The 25,733-nt window shown below is 71.5% G+C and carries 23 protein-coding genes and 1 pseudogene; 9 read left to right on the top strand and 15 right to left on the bottom strand.

Annotated elements, in window-relative coordinates:
- Positions 1-13: 13 nt before the first annotated feature.
- Positions 14-766: an ROK family protein gene (locus ACN26Z_RS28160; RefSeq protein WP_421464131.1), complete on the bottom strand. Its 753-nt coding sequence runs from the start codon at positions 764-766 to the stop codon at positions 14-16.
- A gap of 60 nt (positions 767-826) precedes the next feature.
- On the opposite strand from ACN26Z_RS28160, the gene ACN26Z_RS28165 reads away from it, so the two are divergent.
- The 4 genes and pseudogenes from ACN26Z_RS28165 (at position 827) to ACN26Z_RS28180 (ending at position 4,337) form a co-directional block, all read left to right on the top strand.
- On the top strand, positions 827-2,464 hold the full coding sequence (locus ACN26Z_RS28165) for an ABC-F family ATP-binding cassette domain-containing protein (RefSeq protein ID WP_282236747.1): 1,638 nt from the start codon (positions 827-829) through the stop codon (positions 2,462-2,464).
- A gap of 37 nt (positions 2,465-2,501) precedes the next feature.
- A pseudogene (locus tag ACN26Z_RS28170) lies at positions 2,502-2,753 on the top strand (hypothetical protein); the annotation flags it as partial.
- Positions 2,754-2,889: 136 nt separating this feature from the next.
- The gene (locus tag ACN26Z_RS28175) at positions 2,890-3,615 is read left to right on the top strand and encodes a methyltransferase domain-containing protein (protein WP_093403496.1); all 726 of its coding nucleotides are present in this window, start codon (positions 2,890-2,892) and stop codon (positions 3,613-3,615) included.
- Between the two features lie 185 nt (positions 3,616-3,800).
- On the top strand, positions 3,801-4,337 hold the full coding sequence (locus ACN26Z_RS28180; RefSeq protein WP_421464133.1) for a phospholipase: 537 nt from the start codon (positions 3,801-3,803) through the stop codon (positions 4,335-4,337).
- Between the two features lie 91 nt (positions 4,338-4,428).
- Here ACN26Z_RS28180 and ACN26Z_RS28185 read toward each other — a convergent pair whose 3' ends face one another.
- Together ACN26Z_RS28185 and ACN26Z_RS28190 are read right to left on the bottom strand one after the other, a co-directional pair.
- Positions 4,429-7,257, bottom strand: coding sequence for an ATP-binding protein (locus ACN26Z_RS28185; RefSeq protein ID WP_282236744.1), 2,829 nt, complete (start codon positions 7,255-7,257; stop codon positions 4,429-4,431).
- A 165-nt stretch (positions 7,258-7,422) separates the two neighbouring features.
- Positions 7,423-7,641, bottom strand: a complete 219-nt coding sequence (locus tag ACN26Z_RS28190; protein ID WP_396884865.1) for a zinc ribbon domain-containing protein — start codon at positions 7,639-7,641, stop codon at positions 7,423-7,425.
- Positions 7,642-7,697: 56 nt separating this feature from the next.
- On the opposite strand from ACN26Z_RS28190, the gene ACN26Z_RS28195 reads away from it, so the two are divergent.
- Both ACN26Z_RS28195 and ACN26Z_RS28200 read left to right on the top strand, forming a co-directional pair.
- On the top strand, positions 7,698-8,912 hold the full coding sequence (locus ACN26Z_RS28195; RefSeq protein WP_421464136.1) for a lytic transglycosylase domain-containing protein: 1,215 nt from the start codon (positions 7,698-7,700) through the stop codon (positions 8,910-8,912).
- A 72-nt stretch (positions 8,913-8,984) separates the two neighbouring features.
- Positions 8,985-10,001, top strand: a complete 1,017-nt coding sequence (locus ACN26Z_RS28200) for a GNAT family N-acetyltransferase (protein ID WP_093403488.1) — start codon at positions 8,985-8,987, stop codon at positions 9,999-10,001.
- 19 nt (positions 10,002-10,020) lie between these two features.
- Here the strand turns inward: ACN26Z_RS28200 and ACN26Z_RS28205 are convergent, their stop codons facing one another.
- From ACN26Z_RS28205 to ACN26Z_RS28250, 10 genes are all read right to left on the bottom strand, one after another.
- A complete protein-coding gene (locus tag ACN26Z_RS28205; protein WP_421464138.1) occupies positions 10,021-10,527 on the bottom strand; it encodes a helix-turn-helix domain-containing protein in 507 nt (168 codons plus the stop codon).
- 303 nt (positions 10,528-10,830) lie between these two features.
- Positions 10,831-12,117: an IS256 family transposase gene (locus ACN26Z_RS28210; RefSeq protein WP_421460383.1), complete on the bottom strand. Its 1,287-nt coding sequence runs from the start codon at positions 12,115-12,117 to the stop codon at positions 10,831-10,833.
- A 237-nt stretch (positions 12,118-12,354) separates the two neighbouring features.
- Complete coding sequence (hemB, locus tag ACN26Z_RS28215) at positions 12,355-13,338, bottom strand: porphobilinogen synthase (RefSeq protein WP_421464140.1); 984 nt, start codon at positions 13,336-13,338, stop codon at positions 12,355-12,357.
- 35 nt (positions 13,339-13,373) lie between these two features.
- Complete coding sequence (locus tag ACN26Z_RS28220; protein ID WP_396884869.1) at positions 13,374-14,954, bottom strand: uroporphyrinogen-III synthase; 1,581 nt, start codon at positions 14,952-14,954, stop codon at positions 13,374-13,376.
- Positions 14,951-15,922: a hydroxymethylbilane synthase gene (gene hemC, locus ACN26Z_RS28225; protein ID WP_421464142.1), complete on the bottom strand. Its 972-nt coding sequence runs from the start codon at positions 15,920-15,922 to the stop codon at positions 14,951-14,953. The genes ACN26Z_RS28220 and hemC overlap by 4 nt, the downstream gene beginning before the upstream one ends.
- Positions 15,919-17,247 (bottom strand): glutamyl-tRNA reductase, encoded by a 1,329-nt coding sequence (locus ACN26Z_RS28230; RefSeq protein ID WP_093403482.1) that lies wholly within the window; start codon positions 17,245-17,247, stop codon positions 15,919-15,921. Before ACN26Z_RS28230 ends, hemC begins: the two co-directional genes overlap by 4 nt.
- Positions 17,244-18,014, bottom strand: a complete 771-nt coding sequence (locus ACN26Z_RS28235; RefSeq protein WP_093403720.1) for a redox-sensing transcriptional repressor Rex — start codon at positions 18,012-18,014, stop codon at positions 17,244-17,246. Before ACN26Z_RS28235 ends, ACN26Z_RS28230 begins: the two co-directional genes overlap by 4 nt.
- Before the next feature lie 344 nt (positions 18,015-18,358).
- Positions 18,359-19,021, bottom strand: coding sequence for an HAD family hydrolase (locus ACN26Z_RS28240; RefSeq protein WP_396884871.1), 663 nt, complete (start codon positions 19,019-19,021; stop codon positions 18,359-18,361).
- Between the two features lie 38 nt (positions 19,022-19,059).
- A complete protein-coding gene (locus ACN26Z_RS28245; protein WP_357584156.1) occupies positions 19,060-19,311 on the bottom strand; it encodes a glutaredoxin family protein in 252 nt (83 codons plus the stop codon).
- Positions 19,304-20,884: an AMP-binding protein gene (locus ACN26Z_RS28250; RefSeq protein ID WP_421464145.1), complete on the bottom strand. Its 1,581-nt coding sequence runs from the start codon at positions 20,882-20,884 to the stop codon at positions 19,304-19,306. The genes ACN26Z_RS28245 and ACN26Z_RS28250 overlap by 8 nt, the downstream gene beginning before the upstream one ends.
- A gap of 449 nt (positions 20,885-21,333) precedes the next feature.
- Here ACN26Z_RS28250 and ACN26Z_RS28255 point away from each other — a divergent pair, with 449 nt between their 5' ends.
- From ACN26Z_RS28255 to ACN26Z_RS28265, 3 genes are all read left to right on the top strand, one after another.
- On the top strand, positions 21,334-21,480 hold the full coding sequence (locus ACN26Z_RS28255) for a hypothetical protein (protein ID WP_282236737.1): 147 nt from the start codon (positions 21,334-21,336) through the stop codon (positions 21,478-21,480).
- Entirely contained in the window at positions 21,477-22,424 is a 948-nt protein-coding gene (locus tag ACN26Z_RS28260) for an ECF subfamily RNA polymerase sigma factor, BldN family (protein WP_093403478.1), read from the top strand. Before ACN26Z_RS28255 ends, ACN26Z_RS28260 begins: the two co-directional genes overlap by 4 nt.
- Positions 22,425-22,707: 283 nt before the next feature.
- Positions 22,708-23,568 carry a DUF5667 domain-containing protein gene (locus ACN26Z_RS28265; protein ID WP_421464148.1) on the top strand — a complete coding sequence of 287 codons (861 nt, stop codon included), beginning with the start codon at positions 22,708-22,710 and terminating at the stop codon, positions 23,566-23,568.
- Between the two features lie 69 nt (positions 23,569-23,637).
- Here ACN26Z_RS28265 and ACN26Z_RS28270 read toward each other — a convergent pair whose 3' ends face one another.
- The gene (locus ACN26Z_RS28270) at positions 23,638-24,447 is read right to left on the bottom strand and encodes a lysophospholipid acyltransferase family protein (RefSeq protein ID WP_282240681.1); all 810 of its coding nucleotides are present in this window, start codon (positions 24,445-24,447) and stop codon (positions 23,638-23,640) included.
- 161 nt (positions 24,448-24,608) lie between these two features.
- Entirely contained in the window at positions 24,609-25,682 is a 1,074-nt protein-coding gene (locus ACN26Z_RS28275) for an NAD-dependent epimerase/dehydratase family protein (RefSeq protein WP_210937827.1), read from the bottom strand.
- Between the last annotated feature and the right edge of the window lie 51 nt (positions 25,683-25,733).

Here is a 25,733-nt window from a genome sequence, read left to right on the forward strand (position 1 = left end):
TTTCCTGCCCGCCTCACACGGTGGCGAGGTCCCAGGCGCGGACGCCGCCGACAATGCCGGCGCTGTTCGGGACCACCACCACGTCGTCACCCATCCGGGTGAGCTGCTCGGGGCGGATCCGCCGCGAGTTCCCGCCGCCCAGGTAGAGCCGGTCCCAGCGGAACACCGGACGCAGCCCCTCCACCACCTGCCGGATCCGTCGGGACCAGAAGGCGTCGCCCAGCCGGCGGCGCTCAGGCTCACCGACGTACGTGTCGTAGGTGGTGCCCCAACGCACCGGGGCATGTGACAGTTCGAGGTGCGGGGCGAGCACCCCGCCGTCGAAGAGGGCGCTGCCCAGCCCGGTGCCGAGGGTCAGCACCAGTTCGCAGCCGGTGCCGGCGACCACCCCGGCACCGTGCACCTCGGCGTCGTTGAGGACCAGCGCGGGCAGGCCGAACGCGGCCGAGAGCGCGCTGCGGGCATCGAACCCGGACCACTCGGCGAGCAGCGCCGGGTCGATCCGGCTGCGCGGGCCCGACCGGGTCACGTAGTGCGGGGTGGCCACCACCACGCCGTGCCGGATCATGCCGGGCATCCCCACCGTCACCCGCCCGGCCGCCGGCAACCGACCGCCGAGTTCCACGAGCGTGCGGACGAACAGGTCCGGCGGCAGGGGGTACGGCGTCGGCACCCGCATCGGCTGGGCCCGCATCGTGCCCGCGCCGTCGAGGACGGAGGCCTTGATTCCGCCGCCCCCGCAGTCGATCGCCAGAGTGGTCAACACGCACGTGAGTCTGCCTCGTCGCAGGGTCCGCCGCGCGGCGACGGGTAGGCTCGGCTGTTTGTGAGCGCCACGCTGATCGCCCGGGACCTCGCCGCCGGGCACGGGGAACGCACCCTCTTCGCCGGCCTGGACCTCGTGGTCGCGCCCGGCGACGTGGTCGGCCTGGTCGGGGCCAACGGGGCCGGCAAGTCGACGCTGCTGCGTACGCTCGCCGGTCTGTTGCCGGTCGAGGCCGGCAGCGTCGCGGTGAGCCCGCCCGGCGCGAGCATCGGGCACCTGCCCCAGGAGCCGGAGCGCCGCCCCGGGGAGACGGTCCGGGCGTTCCTGGCCCGCCGCACCGGCGTGACCGGGGCGCAAGCTGCGCTCGACGCGGCGACGGAGGCGCTGACCGCCGGCACCCCGGGCGCGGACGACGCGTACGCCGCCGCGCTGGAGAGCTGGCTCGGGCTCGGCGGCGCCGACCTGGACGAGCGGGCCGAGGAGGTGGCGGCCGAGCTGGGCCTCGCCGTCGATCTCGACCAGGAGATGACCAGTCTCTCCGGCGGCCAGGCCGCCCGGGCCGGCCTGGCGTCGCTGCTGCTCAGCCGGTACGACATATTCCTGCTCGACGAGCCCACGAACGATCTCGACCTGGCCGGGCTGGACCGGCTGGAGACCTTCGTGACCGGGCTGCGCGCCGGCACGGTCCTGGTCAGTCACGACCGGGAGTTCCTGGCCCGCACGGTGACCTCGGTGCTGGAGTTGGACCTGCACCAGCAGCAGGTGAACCACTTCGGCGGCGGTTACGCGGCGTACCTGGAGGAGCGGGAGGTGGCCCGCCGCCAGGCGCGCGCCGACTACGAGGAGTACGCCGACACGCGGGCCGGACTCCAGGCACGGGCGCGTACCCAGCGGGCCTGGATGGAGAAGGGGGTCCGCAACGCCCGGCGTAAGGCCACCGACAACGACAAGATCGGCCGCAAGTTCCGGTCCGAGGCGTCCGAGAAGCAGGCGGCGAAGGCCCGGCAGACCGAGCGGCTGATCGAACGTCTGGAGGTGGTGGAGGAGCCACGCAAGGAGTGGGAGCTGCGGATGGAGATCGCCGCCGCGCCGCGCGCCGGCGCCGTCGTGGCCACGCTCCGCGACGCCGTGGTACGCCGGGGCGATTTCACCCTCGGCCCGGTGAACCTCCAGATCGACTGGGCGGACCGGGTGGCGGTGACCGGGGCGAACGGTTCCGGCAAGTCGACCCTGCTGGCCGCCCTGCTCGGCCGGTTGCCGCTGGACGCCGGCCAGGCCGCGCTGGGGCCGGGCGTGGTGGTCGGCGAGGTGGACCAGGCCCGGGGACTGTTCCTGGGTGACGTACCGCTGCTTGACGCGTTCCGGGCCGCGGTGCCGGACGTGTCTCCGGCCGACGCGCGTACGCTGCTGGCCAAGTTCGGCCTGCGCGCGCAGCACGTGCTGCGACCGGCCGCGACGCTCTCCCCGGGCGAACGGACCCGGGCCGCGTTGGCCCTGTTGCAGGGGCGCGGCGTCAATCTGCTGGTGCTGGACGAGCCGACGAACCACCTCGATCTGCCGGCGATCGAGCAACTGGAGTCCGCGCTGGCCAGCTTCCCGGGCACGCTGCTGCTGGTGACCCATGACCGGCGGATGCTGGAGGCGGTACGCCTCGACCGGCGGTTGCGGGTGGACGCCGGGCGGATCACCGAGTTTTGATCCGGCGGAATCCGGACGGTGGGGCGACAATGACCCCATGCTCAGGTGGGAGTACGCCCTACTGGTGCGCCGCCGCCAGGCCGCCACCAACGACCTCGGCTTCGAGGTCATCTTCTCCTGGTACGGCCCCGACGGTTCGATGATCGACGTCACGCCGTACGGCGACACCGCGCTGGCTCATCTCAACCGGGCCGGCGACCAGGGCTGGGAGTTGGTCGCGATGAGCGAGGACCCGTCCCTGCCCGGGAACAACGAGTTGCACCGCTATCACCTGAAGCGGCCCCGGACGGCGGCCGCACCGCGGCAGCGGATGCGTACCGGACGTCCTCGACGGCCCATCGCGCGTTGACCTGGCGCAGATTTCCGGGACAACCGGCGCATACCGGGCAACTATCCGGGTAACGGGCCGGCCGGAGGTGGCCGGTATGGTCGCGTTGGCACACACCCCGTCCTCCGCCGAGCGGCTGCGGGCGATGGACGGGTTCCTCACCGAGGCGTGGCTGGACCAGGTCCGCCACGACGAGCGATTGCGCCCGCTCGGTGTCGAGGTCCGTTTCGACCGGGGCGTCGCCCACCTGACCGGCGAGGTCGACGAGCCGGCACAGCTGCGACTGGTACGCGAGCAGGTCGGCCGGCTGGCCGGCGTCTTCGGCGTCTGGTGCCGGGTACGGGTCGGCGGACGCGACCCGGTGGTGGTCGACCTGGGCTGTGGCGCCACCAAGCAGTGGCCCGGCAATCTCGGCCTGGACATCTTCCCCGCCCCCGGAGTGGACGCGGTCGCCGATCTCTCCGGCTCCCTGCCACTGGCCGACGACTCGGTCGACGTGCTGTTCGCGGTACACATCCTGGAGCACCTGATCGACTTTCTGCCGCTGCTGGACGAGTGTCACCGGGTGCTCCGCCCAGGGGGTGTGCTGCACGTGATGAGCCCCTGGTGGGGTCATGTGAACGCGGTTGCCGACCCGACCCACGTGCGGCTGCTGGACGTGCAGACGGTCAAGGGCATCTGCGTCATGCGCCCCCCGGGCACGCCGCGCTGGTACCCCCTGCACGCCGGCAGCGATGGTGCGTCCATCTTCGCCGACCTCACTCCGCTGGGACCGGAGGACGACGGCCCTACCGCCACCCACCTGGCCCGCTTCTTCGACTAGGCAGGTCCGCTCGACGAATGTCCTGGACACCGGCGGTGTCCAGGACATTCGTCTGTTTCGGCACAGGTCACCAATATTTCTCGCGGGTAACACCGGCAGGCCGCGTCATCGATCGACACTGATCTAACCCCGGTGACTCGCCGGTAACAACTGGCCCCACCGCACACCCCCGCGGAGGTACGACCATGCCCAGACGTTTCGCCACCATCCTCACCTCCGGCGTACTCGCGCTGCTCACCGCCTTCGCCGTGGCCTCCCCCGCCACGGCGGCCGTCACTCCACAGCAGAAGCTGTCGGTCCTGTCCAGCTGGACCCAGACCAGCGCCAGCAGCTACAACGCCTGGTACTCCGCCCGCCAGAACCGCGCGCCCTGGGCCGAGTACAACTTCGACTGGTCCACCGACTACTGCTCGTCCAGCCCGGACAACCCGCTCGGATTCAAGTTCAGCCTCTCCTGCGCCCGCCACGACTTCGGCTACCGCAACTACAAGGCGGTCGGCCAGTTCAGTGCCACCAAGCCGCGCCTCGACAGCGCCTTCTACGCGGATCTGAAGCGGTCCTGCGCCACCTACAACTCCGTCGTCCGGCCGGCCTGCCTGAGCCTGGCGTGGACCTACTACCAGGCCGTCGCCATCTTCGGCTCGGTAGCCGCCGTCCAGCAGTCCGACATCGACCGGGCCGCCCGGATGAAGGCCGACGCCGAGCGCCGCGCTCGCGCCTGACGAACAGTGACGAACGGCCCGGCAGCAACCGTGGTCGGGCGTCCCGCCGCTCAGGGACCGTCGGGAAACCGCGCGCGGATTCCCGACGGTCTCAGGCGTGCTCGGTGTGCCGGTCGACAGCGCTGGGCCGAGGTGGAGCGGAGCGACCCGCCCCCGAGGCGAACCGCCCCGAATCGGCCGCCAGGTCGGGATGCTCGACACCGAGCGCCAACGCGACCGCCTCATCCAGCCCCAGTTCGGCACCCTCGCCGTACGCCTCGTCGAAGGCCGTGTCGCCCAACATCCGCCGCAGCGCCGCCTGCCGCTCCGTCCAGTACGCCTCGAAGATGCCCGGCGTCGACCGCAGACCCGCCCGGGTCGCCTGGGCGGCACCGAAGAGCCGAGCCCCGGTCAGCGGCTGGCCACCGACCGCGCAACGCACCGCGACCGCGTTCAATGTGTCGCAGGCCCGCCCGTGGAAGCCGTGATTCATCCGCGACCGCAGCGCCACCAGCAGGTGCTCGTGCGCGGCCACCAGGTCACCCCGCGCCAGCGCGACCATGCCGAGCAGCATGTCCACCGAGCGGCGTCCCCGGTCGACCGGGCGGGACGCCTCCACCGGACGAGCCGCACCGAGCAGCTCCGCCGCCTCGCCCAGTGCGCCCCGCCGCCACAGCAACTCGGCCAGGCGGAAGACGGCGAACAACGCCTCCGACTCGACCCCCTGGTCCTGCGCCCAGTCGATGACCTCCCGGCAGACCCGCTCCGCCTCGGCGAACTGTCCCATGTCGACGAGCGGGGCGGCGCGGCCGGCGAGCACCCGGGCCAGCAGACCGGCGTCCCCGGCCTGGCGGGCCGCCGCCTCGGCCCGCTGCGAGTAGCGCAGCTCCTCGCCGAACTCGCCGTCGCCACCGGCGTGCAGCGAATGCATGTGGTAGGCCGCCGCCAGCTCGTCCTCCGGGATCACCTCGCCGGTCTCGGCCAGGCGGCCGTAGAGCCGGAACAGCCAGAGCCGGCCTTCCCGGGCCAGTCCGCGCTCACGCCACCACTGGTCCAGCCCGCCAGCCAGCCGCAGTCCGATCCGGGCACTGCCACCCGTGGCGCACCAGCGCAGCGCGGCACGCAGCTCACCGGCGAGTGGATCCAGCGCGTACAGCGACAGCGTCACCGGCTGCCCGTCCGGGCCGAGGTGTGCTCGCTCCAGGGCGTGCGCCGACCAGGCCACATGCCGGTCACGGGCCGCCTGTTCCTCGCCGGCTTCGGCGAGCCGGCGTGCCGCGTACGCCCGGATCGGGTCGAGCATCCGGTAGGTGCAGCCGGCCGCATGCGGCTCCGCCAGCACCATGGACTTGTCGACAAGCACCGACAACGGGTCGAGCGGGTCGTCGTCGAGCAGCCACTCCACCGTCGGCAGGTCGACCGGGCCGGCGAAGACGGCCAGCCAGCGCAACAGTCGCGCAGCCCGTGGCCCGAGGGTCCGGTAGGACCAGGTCACCGTCGCCTGCATGGTCAGGTGCCGTTCGACAGCCGAGCGGGCCGCCGCTCGGGTCGCCGGGGCCGAGGGGTTGACGCCGGTGGCCGCCGCGGCCAGGTCGACCGTGTCCCGCTGGTTGCCGGTGTTGCCCCGATCGGCCGGTGCCGGCAGCGGATCCTCGCGGCCGGCGTCGAGCGTGCCGAGCACGTCGTCGAGACGCTCGGCGAGCTGACCGACCGAGAGCACCCGCAGCCGGGCCGCGGCCAGCTCGATGGCGAGCGGCAACCCGTCCAGGCGGCGCACCACCCGGCGGATGTCGGCCGACTCGGACGGGTCGGGCTGCCGTCCGCCTCGGGCCGCCGCCGTACGGTCCAGCAGCAGCGCCACCGCGTCGCTCTCGGTGCCGTCGGGTGCCGGGTCGACGGACAACGGCGGGATTCGCCACACCACCTCGCCCGGCAGCCCGAGCGGTTCCCGGGTCGTCGCCAGCACCCGCACGCCACCGCCACCGGCCAGCAACCGGGACACCGCCTCGGCACAGGACGCCGGCTGGGCGTCGCAGGTGTCGAGCACGATCAGCATCCGGCGGGCAGCGGCGTACTCCACAAGCGTGTCGACCATCGGGCGGCCCGGCTCCGGACGCAGCCCGAGCACGGCGGCGACCGCGAAGGCGACCAGCCCGGGATCGGTGACCGCGGCGATGTCGACGAACCAGACGCCGTCCGGGTACTCGTCCACCAGGTCGGTGGCGAACTCCACGGCCAGCCGCGTCTTCCCGCTGCCACCCGCGCCCAGCACGGTGACCAGCCGGTGTCGGGCCACGAGTCGCCTCAGCTCGGCGCGTTCGGTCTGCCGGCCGACGAACGTGGTGACCTGGATCGGCAGGTTGTGCGCCACCGCGTCGGCGGTGCGCGGTCGCGGAAACTGCCGTTCCAGGCCGGGTGCGACGAGCTGGAAGAGCCGTTCCCGGTCATCGAAGCCGCGTAGCCGGTGCAGCCCGAGGTCTAGTAGCGAGGCGCCGGCCGGCAGTGGACGGGCCCGCCGCGCCGTGGCACCGGAGCAGAGGATCTGCCCACCGTGCGCCGCCGCGGCGACGCGGGCCGCCCGGTGCACCTCGGGACTGGCGTACTCGCCGTCGCGTGGCTCCGCCCAACCGGTGTGCAGTCCCATCCGGACCCGGGGGGCCGCCTCGGGGGTCGGCCAGTCGTGTTCACCGAGCGCCCGCTGGGCGGTCAGACAGGCGGTCAACGCCGCTCCGGCGTCATCGAAGGCGAGAAAGAACGAGTCGCCCTCGGTCAGCAACTCCGCGCCCTCGGTCGCCGCGATCGTGCGGCGGAGCAGCCGTCGATGCTCGGCCAGCACCGGCCGATAGCCCGACCCGAGCAGCTGCGCCAGCCGGGTGGAGCCCTCGATGTCGGTGAAAACGAAGGTCACCCAGCCGGTCGGGAGGTGGATCCGTGGCGGCATGCGTGGAACCTCCCCCCTGGTCTCGGCACCATACTTCCCGAGACCAGATCATCACGCATCGTGAGAACGGCCGGCCAAGACTCCGACCCAAGGTGCCATCGGACCCGGCATCCGGGCAAGGCCGGCATCACCCGTACCACCCATCCACGAAGATTGCCGGCGCGGTCAGCAGCCGCAGCCGCCACCACAGCAACCGCCGCCGCCGGCAGCGGACGCGGCACCGGAGCCGCCACCGCCGCGACCGGTGACCGCGACCGTGGAGAGCAGTTTCACCGTGTCGGCGTGCCCCTGCGGGCAGGGCGCCGGCTCACCGGCCTGCGCCATCGGACGGTTGACCTCGAAGGTGGCGCCGCAGGCGCGGCAACGGAACTCGTACCGGGGCATGCCATCAGCCTACGACCGGACCTGACGTCGGCGGGGACATGGGTGATACTCGACGGGTGGCAGACGGCGAAGAGCGCAGCACCCTTCGACCCCTCCGACCGGCCACGCCGCGCGCCGACTCCGGTGCCGGCCCGGACGGGCCGGCGACCAGGCTGCCCCGGCCCCGCCGACCCTGGCTGAGTTCCGGCAAGCCGGCCGACGACGCGGCATTGGACTCACCAACCACCGAGTCGGACCCAGCAGCGGCCATCGACAGCGCCGCAGGCGCCTCGACCGGCGCTGCGGCTCCCGGATCGACGCCGAAGACCACTGTCGAGCAGTCCACTCCGGACTCCGGCGCACCGGCAGCCCGGCGTCGCCGGGTGCGCTTCGTGCACGCCGTACGTCTGCCGGGGCCGCGGGTCGCGGCCCGGGCGACCCGCGACTGGTCGCGCCGGCCGAGTGGCCGGCTGACCCTGCCCGGCGTGTTCCTGCTGGCCTTGATCGCTGCGACCGCCACGGCCGGCGCACTGCTCGTGCCGGCCACCCTCGGCGCCCCGCGTCCGGTGGCGGTCGACGCCACCGCCGAGGTGCCCGACGCGCTGCCCAGCGACCTGCCGCCGTCCGGCGCGGTGCCGCCGCCGGGGCAGTTCCCGCCACCCACCGCTACCCTTCCGCCGGGCGTGACCCCGCCGGGCGCCGCCGCGCCGGCCGGTGGACGCCCGTCCGACGCCCTGGCCGGCTGGGCCCGCGACACGGGCGCCAAGGTCGGCATCGACCCGATCGCCATGCAGGCGTACGGCTACGCCGAGCTGGTGCTTGCCGAGACCGATCGCGCCTGCGGCCTGAGCTGGACCACGTTGGCCGCGATCGGTCTGGTCGAGTCCCGCCACGGCCAGGCCAACAACGCCCAGCTCGGCGCGGACGGCCGGGCGGTCCCGGAGATCATCGGTCTGCCGCTGGACGGTCAGGGCAACCGGATGCGCATCGCCGACACCGACCGGGGCGAGTTGGACCGCGACACCACCTACGACCGGGCGATCGGGCCGATGCAGTTCATTCCGACCACCTGGGCGGAGATCGGCGCCGACGCGGACAACGACGGCCGCAAGGACCCGCACAACATCCACGACGCCGCGCTCGCCGCCGGCATGTACCTGTGCAAGGGCGGTCGGAACCTCACCATTCCGGGTGACTGGTGGAACGCGATTCTGTCGTACAACGACGTCCGAAGGTACGCCCAGGATGTCTTCGACGCCGCCAACCGGTACGGACAGGCCAGTCGCACGTGAAGTGATCGTCCGCATACATTGGAGAACTGGACACTTCCCCCCGGCTGCGGTTAACGGCAAGCTAGACGGGTGATGGTGCGCGAGTGGGACCCCAGGACCGCGTCGTCCGCCGAGATCGCGTCGCTGCTGGACACGCTGAACGCGGTCCTGGCGGCCGATCTCCCGCAGGATCCGCCGTGGCGGGAGAGTTCCCTGCGGGAGTACCTCGCCGAGGTGATGCCGGGCGAACGGCGGATCTCCTGGATCGCCGAGGAGGATCCAGCTGCTGACGGCAGCCCGGGGGCCATCCTCGGGCAGGTGCACGTGCTGCTGCTCGGCAACATCGGCGTGCTTGAGGTCCTGGTCCACCCGAGCGCACGGCGCAGCGGGTTGGGCCGTGATCTCGTCCTGCGCGCGGCCCGTCGCGTCTACCAGGAGGGCTTCGAGTCGATCGGGGTGGAGGTGGTCGGCGACACTCCTGCCGTCGCCTTCTACGAATCGCTCGGCTTCAGCCGGGAGTACGTCGAGACCCGAAGCGTCCTGGACCTCTCCAGCGTCGACTGGGCCGAGTTGGCGGAGATGTCGACCGGGCTCGGTGCGGGCTACCAGGTCCAGTTCCACCCCGGCGGCCCGCCGGACGAACTGATCGAGGCGTACGCGCGGGCCAAGGCCGAGATCCGGGACATCGAGGACGGCGAGCTACGGCCCAGTTCGTACGATCCGCAGCGGCTCCGGGACAGCCTCGACTGCCTGCACCGACGGGGCATGAAGCCGTACATCGTGCTCGCGCTGCACGAGCAGACCGGTGAGGTGGCCGGCCTGACCGAGGTGGTCGTGCCGGCTCAGCATCCGACCCGCGCCGACCAGTACGACACGATCGTGGTGCAGGATCACCAGGGCTACGGCATCGACCGCGCGATCAAGGCTCGGATGCTGTTGGAGCTGCGTTCGGCCGAGCCGCAGCTGACCGAGGTGCAGACCTGGAACGCGCAGGCCAACGAGGCCATGCTCAAGGTCAACGCCGAGTTGGGTTACCGCACCGACCGGGACTGGTGCGAATACAGCATCGACGTCGCCGAGCTGGTCCACCGGATCGACACCACGCGCTGACCAGGCGGCCCTCCGGCGGTCAGTCCCGGTACCAGGCCCGTGGGTCGGGCGGAGGCGGCACGTTCCGGTATCTGGCCACCCGCACCTCCCACTGACTGCGGCGTCGCCGCGCCTCCCGATCGGCCCGGGAACGGTGGTAGGTCTCCGGCGGTCGGGCCAGCCCGTAGATGTCCGCCCACCATTCACCCGGTTCCGGATCGAGAATGGTGTTCAGGTGAGCCGGGTAGCGGCGATCGGCTCCGTCCCGGGTGTCGTCCCAGACCTCCATCGGCAGCACGACCCGCCCCTCCTGGTCGACGGCCACGAGGTATAGCCCGGCCGCAGCCAGCAGCCGCTCCAGCACCGCCAGGCTCGGTGTCAGGCTGCCCGCCTCGACCCGCGCGACGGTCGACGGGGAGACCTTGGCGAACCGGGCCATCCGCAACTGGCTGAGCCCGACGATCCGACGGGCACGCCGCACCAGACCGGCGATGGGAAAGGGACCGACGGTGGGGCCGAGGTCCGGCGGCTCGAAGACGGTGGACATGCCCCGACCTTGCCGCTGCACGAACCAGGGCAGCAACCCCTGTGGAAAAACCTGTGGATATCAAGCCCCGCGGCATCCACTGACCCCGCACCAGGCAGACGACCGCCACCGTGAGCGACGATCACCTTGAGTGACCGAAAGGGTTCCTCCCTCCGACCTTCCTACTAGCACCTCCACGCCCTTTGCTCTGCTTCAACCCACGCAACCCTCTCTGACCAGCAGCTGAGCAAGGCCGAGTCCTCAACGCGCCATCCGCCGACGACTACGGGCCTGTCTCGCTAAGGGTGTTTCCGGCGATCTTGGTTAGTAGGTTTCAGCGGCTGGGAAGCGGTCGCTGAAGGTGATGGCGAAGGCGTTCAGGGCGGGTTTCCAGCGCATCGTCCATCGGGTTCTGCCTGCCCCGGTGGGGTCCAGGGATCGGGTCACCAGGTACAGACACTTCAACGCGGCCTGCTCGTTGGGGAAGTGGCCGCGGGCCTTGACCGCCCGCCGGTAGCGGGCGTTCAACGATTCGATCGCGTTGGTCGAGCAGATGACGGTGCGGATCTCCAGGTCGTAGTCGAGGAACGGGATGAACTCCGCCCACGCGTTGTCCCACAGCCGGATCACCGCCGGATACCGGCCGCCCCATTTCTCGGCCAGGTCGTCGAACGCGGCCCTCGCGGCGGTGGCGTTGACGGCGGTGTAGATCGGCTTGATATCGCGCTTCAGCTCATCCCAGTAGCGCCGCGAGGTGAGCCGGAAGGTGTTGCGGATCAGGTGGATCACGCACGTCTGCACGATCGTCTGCGGCCACACGTTCGTGACGACATCGGGCAGGCCCTTCAACCCGTCGCAGACCAGGAAGAACACGTCCTTCACGCCCCGGTTGCGCAGGTCGGTGAGCACGCTCATCCAGAACTTCGCGCCCTCACCACCCGAGCCGGCCCACAACCCGAGGATGTCCTTGTCCCCGTCGAGGGTGACCCCGATCGCGGCATAGAACGGCCTGTTCGCCACCTGCCCATCCCGCACCTTCACCACGATGGCGTCGATGAACACCGCCGCGTAGATCTCGTCCAGGGGCCGGTGGGACCAGTCGGTCATCTCCTCGATCACCTTGTCGGTGATCCGCGAGATCGTCTCCTTGGACACCGAAGCCCCGTAAATCTCGGTGAAGTGCGCCGAGATCTCCCCGGTGGTCAAACCCTTGGCATACAACGACAACACCACCTCATCGACGCCCGACAGGCGACGCTGCCGCTTGCGCACGATCTGCGGGGTGAACGTGCCCGCCCGGTCCCGCGGCACGTCGATCTGCACCGGTCCCGACGCGTCGGTCAACACCGTCTTCGACCGAGTGCCGTTGCGGATGTTGCCCGAGCCGGCGCCGTCGGGTTCGTGTTTGGCATAACCGAGATGCTCCGTCATCTCCTCGTTCAACGCGGTCTCCAGGACCGTCTTGGTCAACTGCTTCAACAGCCCGTCCGGACCCGTCAACGACAAGCCCTGCTCCTTCGCGGCCCGAACCAGCTCAGCGGCGGCTTTCGCCTCCGCCGACGGCTCGGGCCGCTTCTTCCGTCCGGTCTGGTCGTTCAGTGTCGCGGTCATCACGGCACCCTCCTCACCAGGCACAACGCCCGGCAGGTCAGGCCGGAAACACCTTTAGATCCACAGACCCACGACTCCTCCGCAAGCTGTGCGTGGGTTGAAGCAGAGCAAAGGATGGGCGAGTGCATCGGTGGGGTTGGAGGAGAAACACTCAGAGTGACAGCTGTGGCCGAGGTGCCGCTGGCCGACCAGTGCTGACGGGTGTCGTGGGAGAGGCGAGCAGGGCCGTCGAGCAGGTCAGTAGCGCTGGCGGAGCAGTTGGGCAGCCTCGACGGCCCAGTAGGTGAGGATGATCTGGGCACCGGCGCGGCGGACTGAGGTGAGGGTTTCCAGCATCACCCGCTCCCGGTCGATCCAGCCGTTCGCGGCAGCCGCCTCGACCATCGCGTACTCGCCGGAGACCTGGTAGGCCGCCACGGGCACGTCCACGGCGGCGCGGACCGCCGACACCACGTCGAGGTACGGCAGCGCAGGCTTGACCATCACCATGTCGGCGCCCTCGGCGACGTCCAGCGCGACCTCGCGCAGCGACTCGCGCAGGTTGGCCGGATCCTGCTGGTAGGCCCGTCGGTCCCCCTCCAGCGCCGACTCCACCGCGTCACGGAAGGGGCCGAAGAAGGCCGAGGCGTACTTCACGGCGTACGCGAGCACGGCCACGTCGGTGTGACCGGCCGCGTCGAGTGCCCGGCGTACCACCCCGACCTGGCCGTCCATCATCCCGGACGGCCCGACCACCCCGACCCCGGCGGCGGCCTGGGCCACCGCCATCTCGGCGTACGCGGCAAGGGTGGCGTCGTTGTCCACCTCACCGGCCGGGTTGAGCAGCCCGCAGTGGCCGTGCGAGGTGAACTCGTCCAGGCAGAGGTCGCTCATCACCACGGTGGCGTCGCCCACTTCGGCGACCACGTCACGGATGGCGACGTTGAGGATGCCGTCCGGGTCGATGCCGCCGGAGCCGCGTTCGTCGCGTGACGCCGGCACGCCGAACAGCATGATCCCGCCGACGCCGGCCTGCACCGCCTCCACCGCCGCCTTGCGCAGCGAGTCGCGCGAGTGCTGGAGCACACCCGGCAGCGAGGCGATGGCGCGCGGCTCGGTCAGCCCCTCCTTGACGAACATCGGCACGACCAGCTCGGCCGGGTCGACGCGGGTCTCGGAGACCAGCCGACGCATCGCCGCGGTGCGGCGCAGCCGGCGGGGCCGGATCTCTGGGTACGGCACGAACCCTCCCTGACGACCAGCCGGAGCCGAGACGGCTACCGGAACCTCAGCGCGGTCGGCCCCTGGACCTTCGAACCACGGCGCTGCTTCGCCGGCATCGCGGCGAGCTTTTCCCGCAGCTCGACGGCGTAGCCGGCGAGCGCCTCCACCAGATCGGGCACCGAGGCGTGCGGGGGCTGGACGTCGACCCGCAGGCCGAACTCCGTCGCGGTCTCCGCCGTCTTGGGCCCGATGACAGCAACAACGGTACGCGTGTGCGGCTTGCCGGCGATGCCGACCAAATTCCGCACCGTGGAGGACGAGGTGAACAGCACCGCGTCGAACCCACCCGACTTGATCGCGTCCCGGATCTCGGCGGGCGGCGGAGCGGCCCGGACCGTCCGGTACGCGGTCACGTCGTCGACCTCCCAGCCGCGCTCGGTGAGCCCGGCGGCGAGCGTCTCGGTGGCGATGTCGGCACGCGGTAGCAGCACCCGGCCGACCGGATCGAGCACCTCGTCGTGCGGCGAGAACTCGGCCAGCAGCCCCTCGGAGGACTGCTCACCGGTGGGGATCAGCTCCGGCTGGATACCGAAGGCGCGGACGGCGTCGGCGGTGGCGTCGCCGATGCAGGCGATCTTGACGCCGCCGAAGTGCCGGGCGTCCAGGCCGTGCTCGGCGAACTTCTCCCAGACCGCCCGTACCGCGTTGACCGACGTGAAGATCACCCAGGCGTACCTGCCGTCGACCAGGCCCTTGACCGCCCGCTCCATCTGGGCGGGGGTACGCGGCGGCTCGACCGCGATGGTCGGCACCTCACAGGGAATCGCCCCGTACGCACGCAGCCGGGCGCTCATCGCGCCGGCCTGCTCCTTGGTGCGGGGCACCAGCACCTTCCACCCGTACAGCGGGCGGTTCTCCCACCAGCTGAGCTTGTCCCGCTGGCCCACGCCGTCACCGACGGTCAGCACGACCCGGCCGGTGAAGCCGAGTGCCGCCGCGACGAAGGAGTCCACGGTCGACGTGGTGGTGTACTGCGTCTCCCCGGTGCCGTCCCCGGTCACCCCGACGTCGGTGCCGCCGTCCACGCCGGCGGCGAGCAGCCCGTCCCGGATCGCGGCCAGGTCGCCGGCGTCGACCGCCAGCGCCAGCGAACCGCGCTGCACGGCCGCTGCCAGCGCGTCGAAGTCCAGGGCACTGACGTCCTCGACGTCGGCGGCGGTGCGTACGCCCGGCAGCGGCACGCCCGCGTAGGTGGCCACCCCCTCGGCCTGGCCGACGCCGGGAACCACCTCGAAGTGCGCGGCGGTACGTGCCACCGCCTGCACCTCCTTGACCACCGAGTCGTGGCCGAACGGGTCGCCGGCCACCAGGTGCACCGCGTTCTGCCCGGAACGGGCCGCCGAGATCAGGATCTTGGCCACGTCGCCCGGCGCGCCCTCGGCCGGGGTGAACTGGGCATCGGAGCTGGCCTCGGCCCGGACGACGTCGAGCAGCGACTCGGGGACTCCCCGGTCGTACACCACCTGGTCGGCGTCGACCAGGGCGTCGTGCGCCCGGCGGGTCAGCAGGCCCGGGTCGCCGGGTCCTGCCCCGACGAACGCGATGCGGCCTACGGGCTTACGGGTGCGGGTCATTCTGTGCTCCCAAATTGCTGGGTCCCCGGGCCGTCGTGTCCTTGCGGGCCGAGGATCGAGTCGGCGCCGAGGTCGAGGAGTTCGGCGGCGAGTGCCTTACCGATCTCCGCCGCGTCGGCGGGCGTACCGGTGCGGGACAGCCGGACCTCGTGGGTACCGTCCGGGCTGATCACCGCTCCGCGCAGGTAGATCTCATCGCCGTTCTCGCCTTCGGCGAGTTCGGCGTAGGCGGCGACCGGAGCGGAGCATCCGGCCTCCAGGGTGGCCAGCATCGCCCGTTCCGCGGTGACCGCGGCACGGGACGGCGCATGGTCGAGCAGGGCGAGCAGTTCGACCAGATCCGGGTTGTCGACCCGACATTCGACCGCCAGGGCACCCTGCGCGGGTGCCGGCAGCATCAGCATCGGGTCGAGCGTCTCGGTGATGACGTCGCTCCGGTCGATGCGGGCCAGGCCCGCTCGGGCCAGGACGACGGCGTCGAGGTCGGCCTCTGGGCCCAGCACCCGGGCAAGCCGGGTGTCGATGTTGCCCCGGATCGGGGTGACCGACAGGGGCATGCCCAGCGCGTGCAGCTGGGCGATCCGGCGCAGCGCACCGGTGCCGACAACCGCGCCGGGTGGAAGTTCGGCGAGAGTCCTGCCGTCGCGGGCGATCAGCGCGTCGCGCGGATCCTGTCGTGGCGGCACCGCAGCGATGTGCAGCCCCGCCGCGGTCGCGGTGGGCAGGTCCTTGTACGAGTGCACCGCGAAGTCGATCGTCCCGGCGACCAGTGCGTCACGCAGCGCGGAGACGAAGACGCCGACCCCGAGCCGGTGCACCGGCGCGCTGGACCGGTCACCGGCGGTGACCACCTCGACCAGCTCGACGGGGCGTCCGGTACGGGCCGTCAGCGCCTCGGCGACGTGGCCCGACTGGGCCATCGCCAGCTTGCTGCCCCGGGTACCGAGGCGCAGCGGGGCCTCGTTCATCGCTCGCCTCCGGTCGGTGGGGTGATGTCGGGCACGGTGTCCACCGGCGAGGTCTGCGGAACCTCGAGATCGAACAGTTCCCGCAGCAGGGCGGTGTACTGGTCACCGCCGGGTTCGGCGGCGAGCTGACGGACCCGGACAGTCGGCTGGTGCAGCAGCCGCTGGACCACTCGGTGCACGGTACGCGCCACCTCGGCGCGCTGGTCGTCGCTGAGGTCGGGACGGCGTTGCGCGAGCCGGCGCAGTTCGGCGGTGACCACGTCGTCGGCCCGTCCGCGCAGGGCCGCGACGGTCGGGGCGACGTCGGCGCCGCGCAGCCAACTGAGGAAGGACTCGACCTCGCCGGCCACGATCCGCTCGACGGCGGCGGCGTCCGCGGCGACCGGACCGTCGGCGAGCAGTGCCGCCATCCGGTCGATGTCGATCACCTCGACGCCGGGCAGCTCGGCGACGCCGGGGCCGACGTCTCGCGGTACCGCGAGGTCGAGCAGGACCAGCGGGCCGCGCCCGGGGTCGCGGTCGGCCGCCGCGGCGGCGACCACCTCGCGGGTGAGGACCGGCTCGGTGGAGGCGGTGGCGGCCACCACGATGTCCACAGTGGAGAGCGTCTCGGCCAGCTCGGCCATCGGTCGCGCACCGGCACCGTACGACTCGGCCAGCCGGACGGCGCGGTCGGTGCTGCGGTTCGCCACGGTCAGCGGCCCGGCACCGAGCCGGGACAGTGTCGCCACGCCCAGCGAGCCCATCGCCCCGGCTCCGACGATCAGCGCGGGTCGGCCGGTGAGGTCGTCGTCGAGGTGTCCGGCGGCGAGCCCCAGCGCGGCGGTGACCACACTCTGGCCGGCGCGGTCGATGCCGGTCTCCGAGTGAGCCCGCTTGCCGACCCGCAGGGCCTGCTGCATCAGCTCGTGCAGCAGCCGCCCGGCGGTGTCGGCCGCACTTGCCCAGTGGTACGCGTCCCGGAGCTGCCCGAGAATCTGCGCCTCGCCGATCACCATCGAGTCCAGCCCGGCGGCGACCCGGAAGACGTGATCCACCGCGGCCGAGTCGAAGTGCACGTAGAGGTGGTTGGCCAGCGCGGCCGGCTGGCAGCCCGCCTGCTCGGCGAGGATGGCACAGATGTCGCCGAGGCCGCCGTGGAAGCCGGACACCGCCGCGTAGACCTCCACCCGGTTGCAGGTGGAGACGAGGACGGCCTCGCTCACGTACGGCTGCGCGACCAGGCGCCCCAGGGTGCGGTCGAGCCCGCTGGGTGACACCGCGAGTCGTTCCAGGGTGGCGACCGGTGCGGTGCGGTACGACGCGCCCACGACGAGGAGTTTCACGTGCCGATCGCCTCCTGGCTCTCGGTGACCGCGAGACCACCCGGCAGGGCGGTGAGGGCGGACCCACCGGCGGCGGGAAGCGCGGTCAGGGATGCCTTGCGGTGCTCGTGGAACGACAGGATCTGCAACTCGATGGCCAGGTCGACCTTGCGCACGTCGACCCCCTCGGGGACCGAGAGTACGCACGGAGCGAAATTCAGGATGCTCGTCACGCCGACCGCGACCAACTGATCCGCCACCCGTTGCGCGGCGGTTGCCGGGGTGGCGATGACACCGATCGCGATGGATTCCTCGGCGGCGACCCGGGGCAGTTCGTCGATGTGCTGCACGACCAGACCGTTGATCTCCTCGCCGACCCGCTCCTGATCAGCGTCGAAGAGGGCGGCGATCCGGAACCCGCGGCTGGCGAAGCCGTCGTAGCCGGCCAGGGCGTGACCGAGGTTACCCACCCCTACCAGGGCGACGGCCCGACGCTGGGTGAGCCCGAGCACGTACTCGATCTGGTCGATCAGCAGCCCGACGTCGTAGCCGACGCCCCGGGTGCCGTACGAGCCGAGCTGGGAGAGGTCCTTGCGAAGCTTGGCCGAGTTGACGCCGGCGGCGTTGGCCAATCCTTCACTGGAAACCGTCTCGTGACCGGTTTCGGCGAGGTTGTGCAGGGCACGAAGATATTCGGGGAGCCGGGCCACCGTCGCCTCCGGCAGATCCGGGAGCGCCGGTACGGCACCTGCGCGACCGGGCGCGCCAGGGTGACGGTGCTGACTCATGAGACTCCGTGCGGTGCGATCCTCGACCAACTCCACCGGCCGGCCGTTTCGGGACTCCCGCTGGCGACCGATGTTGCCGGCTGTGCTAGCAGGGCGCGTCGGAATTACAGAGTAGGCGCTTGTGAAGACGTGCACAAATCGCGATCTTGCTGGCACGGCCCGCGCCCCCACCGGCCCCTCCATCCCGCAAGATCGATCACCACCTCGCCATAGGCGCCCGCGCGATTATCGCTCAATCCCGACTTCTCTGACCAATCACACGCAGCCCCTGGCTCCCATTCCAATTGGCCGATGATGAGGTTATCGCCCCGACACGCCGATTTGGGGGGCCACAAACTTCATGATCAGCGCGGTTTGGCGGTGGGATCGGTGGCGAGGGTCACGGCCTCGGTGAGGCTGTCGGCGACGGGATGGCCGGAGGCGAGCAGTCGGGCGCGGTCGGTGAATCCGCCGGTGTAGAGGACGGCGCGGCCACCGACGGAGCGGGCCGCGTCGGCGTCGTCGAGCGAGTCGCCGATCAGCACCACCGACCGGCCGTCGACGCCCAACGCGTCCAGATGCCGTGCCAGTGACTCTGCCTTGCGGTCGCCGCCCACCTGCGCCCGCAGCCCGTCGACCCGGGCGAACCGGCCGGTCAGACCGTACGTCTCGACGGTGGGTACCAACTCGTCGTGGAACCACATCGACAACAAAGACTGGCTGCCCGACCAGGCCGCCATCGCCTCCACGGCGTCGTGCGCCAGCTCACAGGTGGTCAGACCCACCCGGTACGCGTCGTGGAAGATCTTGTCCAGCCGGCCGAAGGCGTCGTCGTCCACCGCGCGACCGAGCACCTCCGCGTAGTAGTCGGCGATCGGCCGACGGAACCGGACCCGGTGCTCGTCGGGGGTGACGCTCGGCCCGCCCTCGCTGGCGAACACCGCATTGGTGCAGGCCACCACGAGGCTGAGATCGTTGAGCAGGGTGCCGTTCCAGTCCCACACCAGATGAGGGCTCGCAGGGGTCATCGCCGCACCCTATCCGGCCGCGGGAGGGCGCGAGGGGCTCAGAGCTGCGGGGTGGTCAGGTCGCGCAGCAGCCGTTCCTCCTCGACCCGCCAGTAGCCGTGCTCCCGGCCGTCGAGGAGCACCACCGGCAGCCGGTCGCCGTACTCACGTTCCATCTCCACGTCACCGCTGACGTCCCGTTCGGTCCACCGGTCGCCGGTGACCGCGACCACCCGGTCGAGCGCCGCCTTGGCGTCCTCGCAGAGGTGACAGCCGGGGCGGGTGATGAGCGTCAGGCGGGGTTCACGCATCGGTCTCCTCCGTCGTACCGAGCAGGGTCTTGCGTACCTTCCCGATCACCGAGCGCGGCAGCACATCGACGAACTCGACCTCGGTCGGGCACTTGAATCTGGCCAGATTACGCGTGCAGTGGGCGATCAGCTCGGTACCGGCCACCGTGGCCTGCGGCATCGGCACCACGTACGCCCGGACAGTCTCTCCGGTCCTCGGGTGCGGCACGCCCACTACGGCGGACTCCGCCACCGCCGGATGCGCCGACAACACCAGTTCCACCTCGTGCGGGTACACGTTGAAGCCGTTGACCAGGATCAGCTCACCGACCCGGTCGACCAGGTAGAGATCGCCATCGGCATCGGCGTACGCGACGTCGCCGGTCGCCCACCAACCGTCGGCATCCGGTCCGCCCGCGCCGTCCGGCCAGTATCCCGAGAACAGATTCGCGCCGCGGACCACGAGTTGACCCGGATCGGTGCCCGTAGCCGGATCGGTGAGATCCATCTCGTCCGGGTCGTCGTCGGGCGCGGCGATCCCGTCGCGCCACAACTCCGTACCGTCCGCCCCGACCAGCCGCACCTGCACGCCGGGCAAGGGACGGCCGATCGATCCGGGCCGGGGTTCGCCGCCGACCAGGGTCGAGGTGAGCACCGGCGCGGTCTCGGTCAGGCCGTACCCGACGTGCACCGGACGGCCGGCGGCCTCGGTGAAGCGGGCCGCGTCGGCCGGCTCCAGCGGCGCCGCGCCGCAGACCACGATCCGCACCGCGGTCATCGCCGCGGCGAGGCTTTCGGCGTCCGCCCGGGACCAGGTCTGCACCATCGACGGTACGCCCACCAGCACGCTCACCTGGTGCCGGGCGATCTCGGTGAGCGCCGCGTCGGCGCCCGGATCGTCGACGAGCACCCCGGTCGCACCGTGGTGGACCACCGCGCCCAGCCCGGCATTCAGCCCGTAGGCGTGAAAGAGCGGCAGGGCCAGCAGCACCCTGTCGTCGGGGCCGACGACCGGCGGCTCGATCCGGTCGACCTGCTCGTGGTTGGCCGCCAACGCCCCGTGCGAGAGCATGGCGCCCTTCGGCCACCCCGAGGTGCCCGAGGTGTAGAGCAGCACCGCCAGGTCGTCAGCGCCCCGGACCGGAAACCTCTGGTCGCCTCCGGCGGTCGGCGCGCTGGTGTGTACCGCCACCAACGCGGGCAGATCCAGCTCCCCGACCAGAGCCCGGATCCGCTCGGTAGCGATAAGCACCGATGCTCCCGAGTCCGCCAGGACGTGTTGCAGCTCGCGGGCGGTCAGGCCGGGGTTCACGGGTACCGCTGTCATGCCGGCCCGCAACGCACCGAGCAGGCTGATCACGAAATCCGGCACGTTGGGCAGCGCCACGGCGACTCGCGCGCCGGGCCCGGTCGCATCGGCCCCCGGCAGCGCGTCGGCAAGCGCCCGGGCCGTACCACTCACCGCCTCGTCCAGTTCGGACCAGGTGATCGTCCGATCCTGCCAGTGCAGTGCGGGCTTGCCGGCGTACAGCTCCGCCGCCCGGCGGAGACGGTCGGCGAGGTTGGGACCGGAAACCGAGTCAGGATCCTGCACGGTGGCTGAGTCTGGCACAGCCGGGTCCGCACGGCCACGCCCGCGAACCACCGGCCGCACCCGGAGGAACGCGCCAGCCGTCCCGCAGGGCCCGGTGAGTCCCGTGCACGGAACCGGACCACGTCACCGACGGTGCGGCACGGCCGCGACGACAACGCACCGCAGGTGTCCCGCTCCAGTTCCGGCACCAGCCTCCACCGGCCCGGGACGCCGACCGTCGATCCGCCCCCTCACCAGCACGAACAGCGGCTCCAATGGGGATCAGCCGGACCGCCGGTTGTCAACCACACCCGACGGACAACCGGTCCGCCAGGTCGGCGACACGTCGGGAAATACTTCGGCCCTGTGTAACGGACTTGCCACGCGCGGGTGACGTTGGCCCTATCATCACTCGGGTCGGCTCACCCCATTTGCCGTGAGTCGACACCCCTCAGCCCGAGGAGGCCCCCGTGCCGTTGAGCGCATTGGACCAGCACCTCAAGGGGATCTGCCGCCCGTCGGCACACCCCGGAGCCAACCTGCCCGACGGGGCGACGACCGGGCGACCGGCCGTCGCCAGCCCGCCGGCCACCGGCGGAACGGAGGCGGCGCGATGACCACCTTCGGCTTCGCCGAACGTCCGGTCGGCCTGACCGGTCCGGCCGCCCGCACTCCGATCAACGAGCGCGGCGGCGCCCACAGTGCCCCGGACGCGTCGGCCAACCTCGCAGTCCGGGGCGACGGTACCGCGCGTCGGGTGGGCAGCCGGCCCCATCAGAACGAGCCGCCGCATCGACCACCCGTGCCCGGGGGAAACGCCAAACCCGCTGGCGGCCGGGTCGCCTCCCCGAACCGGCCGACGATGCCGGCCCAGGCCCGGCGCAGCGGGGATGCACCGGTCACCGAGGTGTCCACCACCGAGACGGCGATCCTTCCGGCGGTACCCGAGACCACCGGCACCTCGACCGGGTTCCCGAGCCGTCCGGATCCCTCCGATCCGGCGACCGAGGTCTGGGCCCTCGTCGAACGCGCCCAGGCCGGTGAGGCCGAGGCGTTCGGGCTGATCTACGACCGCTACGTGGACACCGTGTTCCGCTTCGTCTACTTCCGGGTCGGCAATCGACAACTCGCCGAGGATCTCACCTCGGACACCTTCCTACGCGCACTCAAGCGGATCGGCAGCTTCACCTGGCAGGGCCGCGACCTCGGCGCCTGGCTGGTCACCATCGCGCGCAACCTGGTCGCCGACCACTTCAAGTCCGGCCGGTACCGGCTGGAGGTGACCACCGGCGATGTCCTCGACGCCGACCGGGAGGATCGCGGTCCCGAGGGCAGCCCGGAGGCGGCGGTGGTGGAGCACATCACAAACGTCGCCCTGTTGAGTGCGGTGAAACGCCTCAACCCCGAGCAACAGGAGTGCATCGTGCTCCGCTTTCTCCAGGGCTTCTCGGTTGCCGAGACCGCCCGGGCGATGGGCAAGAACGAGGGCGCGATCAAGGCGTTGCAGTACCGGGCGGTGCGGGCCCTGGCCCGGCTGCTCCCGGACGGATTCCAGCCGTGACCTCCCCGGCACCGCGACGAGGGTCGTCCGGCCCGGCCGAATCCCGAGCATTCTCGACCTGACAGCGATCACTTTGCGTAATTTCGGCACCGGCCGGGCCGTAACCCGCCCCCGGCGCGGCGCGTTTCTCCGGGTGCGACCGGTGACAGGTCGGGAACCCACGGGGTCCTCGGATGATCTGCGACGGAGCCGACGACGGCCCTCCGCCGTGATGTCACGGGATCATCGGTCGCTGGCGGTGAACACGGCCGACCGGCCGTGACCAGCGAGAGGAGGTGCCACGGTGGACAACGCCCTCTTCTCCCGTCGGCGCGCCGAGCGCTTCGCGCAGCTTCTCGACGAAGCAAACGGCGGCCGACGTCATCACGTGCGATCCAGGGACGACGATCGGCTCGCGCCGCTCGTGACGCTCGGTCGTCACCTCGGCGTCAACCCGCCGGCGGCCGAGGTCGACCCGGAATTCCGCACCGGCCTGCGGGCCATGTTGCTGGCCACCGCTGCTCGCGAGGGCATCGGGACGCCTGCCGCGGCCCGGCCGGCCGAGAAGGCAGCTTCCAGTCGTGGGTCGCTACTGCCCGCGGTGACTGCCCGCCGGGCCCGCGCCCGCGGTGCGATCCTGATCGGCATCGCCGCCGGTGCGGTGGCCGTTTCCGGCATTTCGGCGGCCAGCGAGAACGCGGTGCCCGGTGACGCGCTGTACGGCATGAAGCGAGGCACCGAACGGGCGCAACTCGCGCTCACCAGTTCCGAGATCAGCCGGGGACAGCTCTTCCTCGACTTCGCCCGTACCCGACTGGCCGAGGCGGCCACGTTGCGGAGCAACCCGAGCGGCTACAGCGCCGTGTTGGACGACATGGACGCGGACACCCGGCAGGGCGTACGCCTGCTCACCGGAGCGGCCGCCCAGCGTTCGGACCCTGCGGCGCTGGCCGCGGTCGACGCCTTCCTCACCGACCAGCGACGTTCGCTCAACGCGTTGGAAGGCCGGGGCTCCCGGATCGACCGGGCGCGCACCAGCGAATCGCTGGCGCTGCTCGAGTCCGTCGCCGAGCGGGCCGACGCCATGCGCGCCGCCATCGCCTGCGGTCAGGAGCTCACCGTCACCAGCGACACACTCGGCCCGATGCCCGCCGTCTGCTCCTGACCGGGCGGGCACCGCGAGCCCGCCGGGAAGTCGGCACGGCGTCGGGCAGCCGGTCACTGTCGCGGTCGGTCAGGGACCGAACGGGTCGGGTCGACGCTTCAGCAACTGGTGCAGGGTCTGCTGGATGGTCTCCCGTACCTGGTCGGCAAGGTTGAACACGACAAGCGGGTCGTCCGCCGAATCCATCAGGTGCTCAGTCGGGATCGGCGGGCAGAACTCGATCAGCCACTTACTCGGCAACGGCACCATGCCCAGCGGCCCGAGCCAGGGGAAGGTGGGTGTCACGGGAAAGTACGGAAGCTTGAGCAGCCGGGCCAGTGGCTTGATGTCGGCGAGCATCGGGTAGATCTCCTCGCCGCCGACGATAGCCGCCGGAATGATCGGGGTGCCGGTGCGCAGCGCCGCCGAGACAAAGCCACCCCGCCCGAAGCGTTGCAGTTTGTACCGTTCCGCGTACAACTTGCCGATGCCCTTGAAACCCTCCGGGAAGACACCCACCAGTTCGCCGTGGCGCATGAGCCGCTCGGCGTCCGGGTTGCACGCCATCGTGCCGCCGGTCTTACGGGCGATCTCGGAGACCACCGGCATCCGGAAGACCAGATCCGCACCGAGCAGCCGCAGGTAGCGGTGCTCGGGATGCTCGTGGTGCAGCGCGGTGGAGAGCATCAACGCGTCCAGGGCCACGGTGCCGGAGTGGTTGCCGACGATGAGTCCCGCCCCGTCCGCCGGCACGTTCTCCAGGCCGGTGACCTCGGTGCGGAACCAGTCACGGTAGAGCCGGCGCAGCAGCGGATGGAAGACCGCCGAGGTCAGGTCACGGTCGAAGCCGAACTCGTCCACCTCGTAGTCGCCGGCCAGCCGTCGCCGCAGGAAGGCCAGTCCGGTGGCGACCCGGCGGTCCCAGACGTCGCCGCCCGCCTGGTCCGGTACGCCCGGGCGGTGCCCGTTGCGCCGCGCCGGGTCCGCATCGGGGCTCACCGGCGCCGGCACCACGTACCGGTCGTCGAGGCCCCCCTCGTCATGCCGTTCCTCGGGCTCGGTCACGACCGCTCCCGGACGGCGGCGCGCACCTGCCGGATGTTGTTCAGCACCAACTGTTCGGCGGCGGCCAACTGGTCCCGGGTCACCACGGCACGCCCGTGGTGCGCCCGGATGAAATCGTCGAAGGCGGCGGCGGTCGAGCGGGGTGTGAAAGCGAACTCCCGTTCCAGCCGGGAGATGTCCACCACCCGGCCGTGCACGAAGAGGTCGACCTGGTCGAGACCGTAACGGCCGAACCCCATCACCCGGGCGAGCGCGACAGCGCCGGACAGGCCCGGCTCCAGCACCGGCACGGCGACCCGCCCGGCTCGGCGGATCGCCTGCGACAACGCGAGCACCCCCGGCCCCGCGACGTTGAAGGTGCCGGAATGATCCTCGACCACTGACCGGTGCAGCACCTCCAGCGCGTCCTCGAAGTGCAGGAACTGCAGTCGGGCGTCCCGGCCGAAGATGGTGGGCACCACCGGTTGCGCGAAGTAGCGGGTGAGCGTGGTGTCCGCCGTCGAGCCGATGAACGGCGCGAAGCGCAGCACGGTGGCGGTGACGTCACCGCGTCGACGACGGAAGCCTCGGACGTACCCCTCGATGTCGAGGATGTCGCGACCGAAGCCGCCCCGCGGCACCTCGCGCGGCTCGGTCTCCTCGGTGAAGACGGCCGGATCACGGAACGAGGCACCGTAGGCCGCAGTGGAGGAGCGGATCACGATCTTGCGCAACCGTGGTGCGCGCTGGCATGCGGCGAGCAGTTGCATGGTGCCGATGACGTTCTGCTCTTTCATCGCCGCCCGGCCACCGTGCTGCGGATCCGGGGAGCTGACCAGGGCCAGATGCACCACGGTGTCCACGTCGAGGTCGGCGAGGAGGCCACCGACCGAGCCGGCGTCGACCCGGATCCGCTCCACCCGGTCGAGCAGCACGTCGATGTCGGGCCCCGGCTCCGGCAGGTCGATGCCGATGACCCGGTCGATCCGCGGGTCGTCGGCGAGCCGGGCGGCGACGTGCGCGCCGAGATAGCGGCTGACCCCGGTCACGACGACGACCCCCGGAGGGCTCTGGGAGCCACCGGGGGTCATGTCTGGCACCTACCCCGGCAGGTGGGACCGAGCCGGGGCAGCCACGGCCTG

It is taken from the genome of Verrucosispora sp. WMMD703, from assembly GCF_049178935.1.
In the GTDB taxonomy this organism is placed as follows: Bacteria; Actinomycetota; Actinomycetes; order Mycobacteriales; family Micromonosporaceae; genus Micromonospora; species Micromonospora sediminimaris.